At 71.2% G+C, this 8,417-nt stretch carries 4 protein-coding genes and 1 pseudogene; 3 read left to right on the top strand and 2 right to left on the bottom strand.

Translation table 11 applies throughout. The features are described from left to right. A pseudogene (locus ABZ749_RS22865) lies at nucleotides 1–305 on the bottom strand (hypothetical protein); the annotation flags it as partial. Between the two features lie 521 nt (nucleotides 306–826). Here ABZ749_RS22865 and rpsA point away from each other — a divergent pair. Both rpsA and coaE read left to right on the top strand, forming a co-directional pair. Further along, complete coding sequence (rpsA, locus tag ABZ749_RS22860) at nucleotides 827–2,338, top strand: 30S ribosomal protein S1 (RefSeq protein ID WP_221309705.1); 1,512 nt, start codon at nucleotides 827–829, stop codon at nucleotides 2,336–2,338. Between the two features lie 497 nt (nucleotides 2,339–2,835). Then, on the top strand, nucleotides 2,836–4,017 hold the full coding sequence (coaE, locus tag ABZ749_RS22855; RefSeq protein WP_357230850.1) for a dephospho-CoA kinase: 1,182 nt from the start codon (nucleotides 2,836–2,838) through the stop codon (nucleotides 4,015–4,017). 8 nt (nucleotides 4,018–4,025) lie between these two features. On the opposite strand, the gene ABZ749_RS22850 is transcribed toward coaE, so the two are convergent. Then, nucleotides 4,026–5,990 carry a hypothetical protein gene (locus tag ABZ749_RS22850; RefSeq protein WP_357230847.1) on the bottom strand — a complete coding sequence of 655 codons (1,965 nt, stop codon included), beginning with the start codon at nucleotides 5,988–5,990 and terminating at the stop codon, nucleotides 4,026–4,028. 206 nt (nucleotides 5,991–6,196) lie between these two features. Here ABZ749_RS22850 and uvrB point away from each other — a divergent pair, with 206 nt between their 5' ends. Further along, nucleotides 6,197–8,305, top strand: coding sequence for an excinuclease ABC subunit UvrB (uvrB, locus tag ABZ749_RS22845; protein WP_357230845.1), 2,109 nt, complete (start codon nucleotides 6,197–6,199; stop codon nucleotides 8,303–8,305). The last annotated feature ends 112 nt before the right edge of the window (nucleotides 8,306–8,417 follow it).

Here is an 8,417-nt window from a genome sequence, read left to right as displayed (position 1 = left end):
ACCACCACAAAGGAGTCTTCGCGCATGAGGGAAACGACCGGAAGACGCAGGCTCCGGCTTGCGATCTCGATTCTCGCGTTCACAGCGCTCGCCACCTCCAGCACCCGCCGCCCCGACACGTCGCCGAGCAGCCGGGCGTCGGCCTCGCGCAGGCCCTCGGGGCACCACACGAAGTCCACGTCGCCGAGGAACGCACCGTGTTCGGCCTGGTAGTCGTCGGCGTCGGTGTCCCACCAGCCGCGGTTGGCGCGCCGGGCCTCGGCGTCACCCACCCGGCGCCGGGTAACCCGGCTGTCGTCATCCACGCGCTCACGCTAGGCCCCGCCCAGCCCATTGGGCACGGCGGCGCGTCCAGGATCTGCGCGACTCCTCGCGCGGTGGGCTTGATCCACCCGGCTTTGGGAGACGTCGCGGTGTCCGAGCCGCTTCGAACCGCGCCGGCGGGCCGGCAGCGACACCGCAGCGAACACCCAGGAAGCCGGGGCGACCAGGCGCGGCCCGTGGTGCGCACCGACGGGGCGGCAGGGGCTGCTGTGACGCAGGAGACAGCAGCGGTGTTTTCCGGGCGATTGTTCGGCTTTCGCAGGTCATCGCACGAAGAGAACCCGGGAGGGCTTGCACGCTGTGGTAATGCGCACGGTAGGCTAGACGATGCGCTCGCGGATCGCGTTGCCTCGGCAGGGAGCAGGTGCGCGGTCGACGGAGCCACATCATGATCTCACTAGGCGATCGTTCGGTGTGCCCGGCGACGGATCCGCTGGCGCGAACAGGTCACTGCGACACACCAGCCTGCTGTGACAACCCACCGACCGGAGCAACCGCCCACATGACGAGCAGCATCGAGGCCCCCTCGAGCGCCACCCGGGTCACCCACGACGATCTCGGTTCCGAGGAGGCATTCCTCGCCGCGATCGACGAGACCATCAAGTACTTCAACGACGGCGACATTGTCGAAGGCACCGTCGTCAAGGTCGATCGGGACGAGGTCCTGCTCGACATCGGCTACAAGACCGAGGGTGTCATCCCCTCTCGGGAGTTGTCGATCAAGCACGACGTGGACCCCGCCGAGGTTGTGACGGTTGGCGACCACATCGAGGCCCTGGTCCTCCAGAAGGAGGACAAGGAGGGTCGTCTGATCCTCTCCAAGAAGCGGGCACAGTACGAGCGGGCCTGGGGCACGATCGAGAAGATCAAGGACGAGGACGGCGTCGTCCGCGGTTCGGTCATCGAGGTGGTCAAGGGCGGCCTCATCCTCGACATCGGGCTGCGCGGCTTCCTGCCCGCGTCCCTGGTCGAGATGCGTCGTGTGCGCGACCTGCAGCCGTACGTCGGGCGGGAGCTCGAGGCCAAGATCATCGAGCTGGACAAGAACCGCAACAACGTGGTCCTGTCCCGCCGGGCCTGGCTGGAGCAGACGCAGTCCGAGGTGCGCACCGAGTTCCTCAACAAGCTGCAGAAGGGCCAGGTCCGCAAGGGCGTCGTGTCCTCGATCGTCAACTTCGGCGCCTTCGTGGACCTGGGCGGCGTCGACGGTCTGGTGCACGTCTCCGAGCTGTCCTGGAAGCACATCGACCACCCGTCCGAGGTTGTCGAGGTCGGCCAGGAGGTGGAGGTCGAGGTCCTGGACGTCGACCTGGACCGCGAGCGGGTCTCGCTGTCGCTGAAGGCGACCCAGGAAGACCCGTGGCGGCAGTTCGCCCGCACCCACGCGATCCAGCAGATCGTGCCGGGCAAGGTCACCAAGCTGGTTCCGTTCGGTGCGTTCGTCCGCGTGGACGACGGCATCGAGGGTCTGGTCCACATCTCCGAGCTGGCCGAGCGCCACGTGGAGATCCCGGAGCAGGTCGTCCAGGTTGGCTCCGAGGTCATGGTCAAGGTCATCGACATCGACCTTGAGCGTCGCCGGATCTCGCTGTCGCTCAAGCAGGCCAACGAGGGCTTCGTCGAGGGCGAGGAGCACTTCGACCCGACCCTCTACGGCATGGCCGCGACGTACGACACCGAGGGCAACTACATCTACCCCGAGGGCTTCGACCCGGAGACGGGCGAGTGGCTCGAGGGGTACGACAAGCAGCGCGAGACCTGGGAGAACCAGTACGCCGAGGCTCGTCTGCGCTGGGAGGCCCACACCAAGCAGGTGCAGACCTCTCGGGCCGCCGACGCCGAGGCTGCCGCCAACCCGACTCCGGCCGTTCCGGCCGCTGGCGGCGCCGGCGGCGGTGGCACCACCTCCTCGTCCAGCCCGGCCCCGAGCCGGCAGGCCGAGGAGCCGGCCGGCACGCTGGCCACCGACGAGGCGCTCGCCGCACTGCGGGAGAAGCTCGCCGGCGGTAAGTGACCCGCTGAACGACGACGGGCCCCGCCCCCGCGATCTCCGGATCGCTGGGGGCGGGGCCCTCGCCGTATCCGCCGACCGCCCCGCCGGCCGCCGACCGCTCCGCCGCTCCGCCGGCTCGCCAAGATCGTGCTCGATCCATGATGTAGGGGCCTCCCCAACGCCGTAGACCACTACATCCTGGTTCGAGCACGATCTTGGCGGTCGTGGGCGTCCCGAACCCCGCTCCCGGTGTCTCCGGGGGCGGGGTTCGTCGTCATGATCCGCGCAACATCAGGGCTGTTGCTGTCTCGCGGGCGTCGGAGGCAGCAACATCCCTGATGTTGCGGTGATCTTGGCGCGGGACGTGGCGTGCGGGGTGCGGGGCGTAGGTGGCCCCTGTGGGTGCGGCGGGGGCCGGTCGAAGCAGGGGATGGCCGAGTCCCGGGGTGGGGTGGTGGCGAGGTCGCCGGGCTGTGGGTGGGTTGGCGGCGGGCTTGTCGATCCGGTTGACTGTTCGGGTGCTGAGGGTGGGGTTGACCGGCGGGATCGGGTCAGGAAAGAGCGCGGTGGCCGCGCGGCTCGTCGAGCGGGGCGCGGTGCTGATTGACGCGGACCGGGTGGCCCGGGAGGTGGTGGCGCCGGGTACGGACGGGCTGGCTGAGATCGTCGCCGCCTTCTCCGACGCGGTGGTGGACGCCGACGGCGCACTGGACCGTGCCGCACTGGGAGCGGTGGTGTTCGCTGACGAGACCGCCCGTCGTCGGCTGGAGGCGATCACCCACCCCCGGGTCCGGGCCCGCACCGCGGAACTGGCCGCCGCGGCGGCACCCGACGCGATAGTCGTCAACGACGTACCGCTGCTGGTCGAGGTGGGTCTCGCGCCGACGTACCACCTGGTGGTCGTGGTGCAGACGGCCGTGGCGACCCGACTGCAGCGGCTGGCGCGTGACCGGGGGATGAGTCGCGCGGAGGCCGAGCGGAGGATCGCCGCCCAGGCCGACGACGCCCGCCGCCGGGCGGCGGCGGACGTGGTGCTGACCAACGACGGGAGCCTGACGGCGCTGCACGAAGCCGTCGACCTGCTCTGGAAGCAGCGGTTGGTGCCCTATGAGGACAATCTGCGCCAGCGGCGGGTGGTCCCGCCCGACGAGGCCGAGTTGGCCTGGGCCGACGCGAGTTGGCCGGAGCAGTACGAGCGGCTGGCCGCCCGGATCCAGCACGCGCTCGGCTCGAGTGCCCTCCGGATCGATCACATCGGTTCGACGGCGGTGCCCGGCCTGGCCACGCAGAACGTCATCGACGTGCAGGTGGCTGTCGCCAGCCTCGCCGACGCCGACGGGCCGTTGGCCGATCGGCTGGCGAACGCCGGCTTCCCACGGGTGCCGGGGCAGTGGTGGGACGACCCGCGTCCGGCCGGCAGGGGCCGCTGGGAGAAGCGGTTGCACGGTAGTGCCGACCCGGCCCGCCCTGTCCGTCTGCACGTGCGGGTGGCGGATTCGCCGGGTTGGCGGTACGCGCTGTTGATGCGCGACCATCTGCGTGCCGACCCGGATCAGCGAGCCACGTATCTGCTGCTCAAGCGGGATCTCATCGACGCGGCCCCGGTGGCCGGCGATTCCGGGACGGGCCGCAACCCGTGGTTCGACGAGGAGTACCTGCGGGCCGAGCAGTGGGCCGCGCAGACCGGCTGGCGTCCCTGAGGAATCGGTCAGCGGGCACCGGGCCGAGGGGCCGGAGAGCGAGAGGCCGAGGGCCGAGGGTTGGCAGCCAGTCGGGGCACGACGGCGGGCTGAAGATCCAGGTGTGCCCACGCGCCGGCGTCGGTCTGCAACTCGAGCCGGCGGAGCGACCCGTCCCGGTCGAGCCAGTAACGCAGCCGCGCGTCGGCCGGGCCCGACTCGATGACGTCCACTGTTCGTCCGGCAATGACGTCCTCGCGTACCCGCACGGCCGCGCCGCGCTGCCCGACCGACCCGGTGGCTATCGCGGCGTCGACCAGCACACTCAGGTCGTCTCGGGCGGGCCGGGAGACGCGCCATCCCCCGGTCGGGGGCGGTAGCGGCGGCCGGGCCGGCGCCTCCGCGGTGCCGCCGCCACCATCGGCCGCGGGCAGGTCCGCCCGGGCCAGGCCGGCGGCGTCGCGGCGCAGCAGGGTCCGGCGATCCGGTACGCCCAGGTCGGCGACCGCGAGGTACGCGCTGCGCGCGGTCCAGCTCAACCAGCCTGCGCCCCGCAGGTTCGTCTCAGTGCCCATCGGTGCGGTCAGCGTCACGGTGGCACCGCCGTGAGCGCGGAGCCGGGCCGGCAGCCGGTCGAGCCGACGTTGCTCGGCGTCGGTCAGCGCGCGGGGCAGACCGGGGCGACCGCCGAGTGCGTCCACCGGTCGTAGTGTCGGCCGGTCCTCGCGGTTGAAGGTCATCGTGACCGGCCCGGTGCCGGGCAGCACGGTTACCAGCTTGTGCAGGCGGGCGTCCTGATCGAGCCAGTACCGGGTCTGTCCGTCCGGGGCGGGCGTCGCGGCGCTGGGGGTGCCGATGGCCGTGCTGGCGGCTGGCGTGCCGCTGGGCAGTGGTGCCTGTATGACGTCCAGCGGGCCGGCCGGGACGGCCTCGCGGGCGATCCACCGCGCCCCGTCGGACGGTGCCGTCCGGGTCGTGGGGTCGGGGCGGTCGGCGGCGAGATCGAGGAGCAGGTCGAGCACCGGTGCCAGGTGCGCCCCGGGTGCCGGTCGGTGCAGCTGCCACCGGTCCGTCGGGGGCATCAGTGGTGGTGCGGCGGGAGTGGGCACCGCCGCCGGATCGGGCCGGATCACCAGCACGGGACCGCTCCTCTGCAGCAGCCCGCGTTCGGCACCCGCTCCCGGCCCGCCCACGTCGAGGTAGAGCAGTGACCGGGACCAGTCCACCCAGCCCACCAGTTCGAGGCGGGCGGCGCCGGTACCGGCCGTGACCCGCACGCCGGCGCGCAGGTCCCGCAGGTTGGTGACCCGCACGGCGGCCAGCCGCTCACCCTCCGCCAGGGTCAGCGGCCGGGCCGGCTCGGGCGGGTCGGGCGCCCAGCTCAACAGCCCGAGTACCAGCGCCGTCGCGGACGTCACCGCCGTCAGACCGAGCAGCAGCAGCACCGTACGCCGACGACGGCCGGCCGAGGGCGGCCCGGCGGTGTCGGCGGCCTCGGTGGTGTCAGTGGTGTCCGGGGTGTCGCCGCTGCGGGTGGTCCCGCGGTTCTCCGCGAGGCTCCGCTCGGCGGCGGCCCGCCGCGTGTCGTTGGTCCTGTGGCCGGGGGTGGCTCGGCGCGCGCCGCCAGCGGACCGGCCGGCTGTGGGCCTGTTACCGGTCTCGGTGGTTCGGCCGGCCGTGGACGTGTTCCTGGCGTCGTCGGTTCGCCCGGCCGCCGGGGTGCCGCCGGCCGGGCCGGTGCGGTGCCGCCCGCTGCCGCTGGCCGTGCCCTTGCCGCCGGTCGTGCCCTTGCCGGTGCTCGGGCCGCTGCCGCTGGCCGGGCCCTTGCCGGTGCTCGGGTCGTCCGGCGGGGGTGCGGCGGTGCGGGCGGTGTCGGGCGCCGGGGTCGGAGAGGTGTCCACGGAGATGAAACGGGCGGGGAGGCACCGGGGTGACGAGCAGGGGCGCTCGCGGCGGCCGGTCTGCGCCTCGAGCGCGACCACACGGGTGCGCACGCCGGACGAGCCGGGTGCTGCGACCGCAGTGCCGGGGGTGACCGGCCGTGATGTTGGCCTGGCCACCGGCCCGGTCGGCCGCCGCGAGCGGCCTACATGAAGAGGGTAGTCCCGGTGACATGGGCCACACAATGGGAATATTGAAGCCGATCACGTACCTGGCGTGACGGCCGTTCCTGTCGGACCTCCGGCGTACCGTTGATGGCATGGCGCTCGACATTCCCCGGCTGGACAGCCGCTTCCAGGTCGTCAGTGACTTCCAGCCGGCCGGCGACCAACCGGCGGCCATTGATGACCTTGAGCGCCGAGTTCGGCGCGGCGACCGCAACACGGTGCTGCTCGGCGCGACCGGCACCGGCAAGAGCGCCACCACGGCGTGGCTGATCGAGCGGCTGCAACGCCCCACCCTGGTGCTCGCCCCGAACAAGACGCTCTGCGCACAGCTGGCCAAGGAGTTCAGCGAGCTGCTGCCGCACAACGCGGTCGAATACTTCGTCTCGTACTACGACTACTACCAGCCCGAGGCGTACATCCCGCAGACCGACACCTACATCGAGAAGGACTCCTCGATCAACGAGGAGGTGGAGCGGCTACGGCACTCGGCGACGATGTCGCTGCTCACCCGCCGCGACGTGATCGTGGTGGCGACCGTCTCGGCGATCTACGGTTTGGGCACCCCGGAGGAGTACCTCAACCGGGCGGTGAAGGTGCAGATCGGGCAGGAGCTCGACCGCGACCAGTTGCTGCGCCGTCTGGTCGACATCCAGTACACCCGCAACGACATGGCCTTCCAGCGGGGCACCTTCCGGGTTCGCGGCGACACGCTGGAGATCATCCCGGCGTACGAGGAGCTGGCGATCCGGATCGAGCTGTTCGGTGACGAGGTGGAGAAGCTCTACTACCTCAACCCGTTGACAGGTGACGTGGTCCGCGAGGTCGACCAGCTGGTGATCTTCCCGGCCACCCACTACGCGGCCGGCCCGGAGCGGATGGAACGGGCGATCCGTGACATCGAGGTCGAGCTGGCCGAGCGCCTCGCCGAGCTGGAGCGGCAGGGCAAGCTGCTGGAGGCGCAGCGGCTGCGGATGCGCACCACCTACGACATCGAGATGATGCGGCAGGTGGGTTTCTGCTCCGGCATCGAGAACTACTCGATGCACATGGACGGGCGGCTGCCCGGCAGCCCGCCGCACGCCCTGCTCGACTACTTCCCCGACGACTTCCTCACTGTGGTCGACGAGTCGCACGTGACCATCCCGCAGATCGGCGGCATGTACGAGGGCGACGCGTCCCGCAAGCGGATGCTCATCGACCACGGCTTCCGGCTGCCCAGCGCGGCCGACAACCGGCCGCTGCGCTTCGACGAGTTCCTGGAGCGGGTCGGCCAGATGGTCTACCTCTCCGCGACCCCCGGCACCTGGGAGATGGAGCAGGCTCAGGGCGAGTTCGTCGAGCAGGTGATCCGACCCACCGGTCTGGTCGATCCGGAGGTCGTGATCAAGCCGACCAAGGGCCAGATCGACGACCTGATGCACGAGATCAAGCTGCGGACCGACCGGGACGAGCGGGTGCTGGTCACCACGCTGACCAAGAAGATGGCCGAGGACCTGTCCGACTACCTCCTGGAGAACGGCATCCGGGTGCGCTACCTGCACTCGGAGGTCGACACGTTGCGCCGGGTGGAGCTGCTGCGCGAGCTTCGCAAGGGTGACTACGACGTGCTCGTCGGCATCAACCTGCTCCGCGAAGGTCTGGACCTGCCCGAGGTGTCGCTGGTGGCGATCCTCGACGCCGACAAGGAAGGCTTCCTGCGCAGCGGCCGGTCGCTGATCCAGACCATCGGGCGGGCCGCCCGTAACGTCTCCGGCCAGGTGCACATGTACGCCGACAAGATCACCCCGTCGATGGCGGCGGCGATCGACGAGACCGATCGGCGTCGGGCCAAGCAGATCGCGCACAACGAGGCGCACGGCATCAGCCCGGAGCCGCTGCGTAAGAAGATCCACGACATCCTGGACGACATCTACCGCGAGGCGGAGGACACCGAAAACTCCCGGGTCGGCGGCGCGGTGCGTCAGCTTTCCCGAGGCAAGGCGCCGGTCAAGGAGACCCGCAGCCGGAGCCGGTCCGCCGCGAGCGCCACCTCACGGGAGGGGATGGCCCGCGCCGACCTCGCCCAGCTCATCCAGGAGCTCAACGACCAGATGCTGGCCGCCGCCCGCGAGCTCCAGTTCGAGTTAGCGGCCCGGATCCGCGACGAGGTCTCCGACCTGAAGAAGGAGCTGCGCGGCATGGACGCCGCCGGCGTGAAGTGACGGCCACCCGGTCGGCCCCGCCCAGCGCACCGCTCGGGCCCGGCCGACCGGGGCACGCGAAGGGCGGGCACTGTTGACGGCGGTGGCGCCGATCGGCGAGATGGTCTTCGGG

This window comes from Micromonospora sp. NPDC047753, from assembly GCF_040642735.1.
Lineage (GTDB): Bacteria > Actinomycetota > Actinomycetes > Mycobacteriales > Micromonosporaceae > Micromonospora.
The sequence above is the reverse complement of the archived record's forward strand: the minus strand, read 5'-3'. Positions and strand labels throughout refer to the sequence as shown.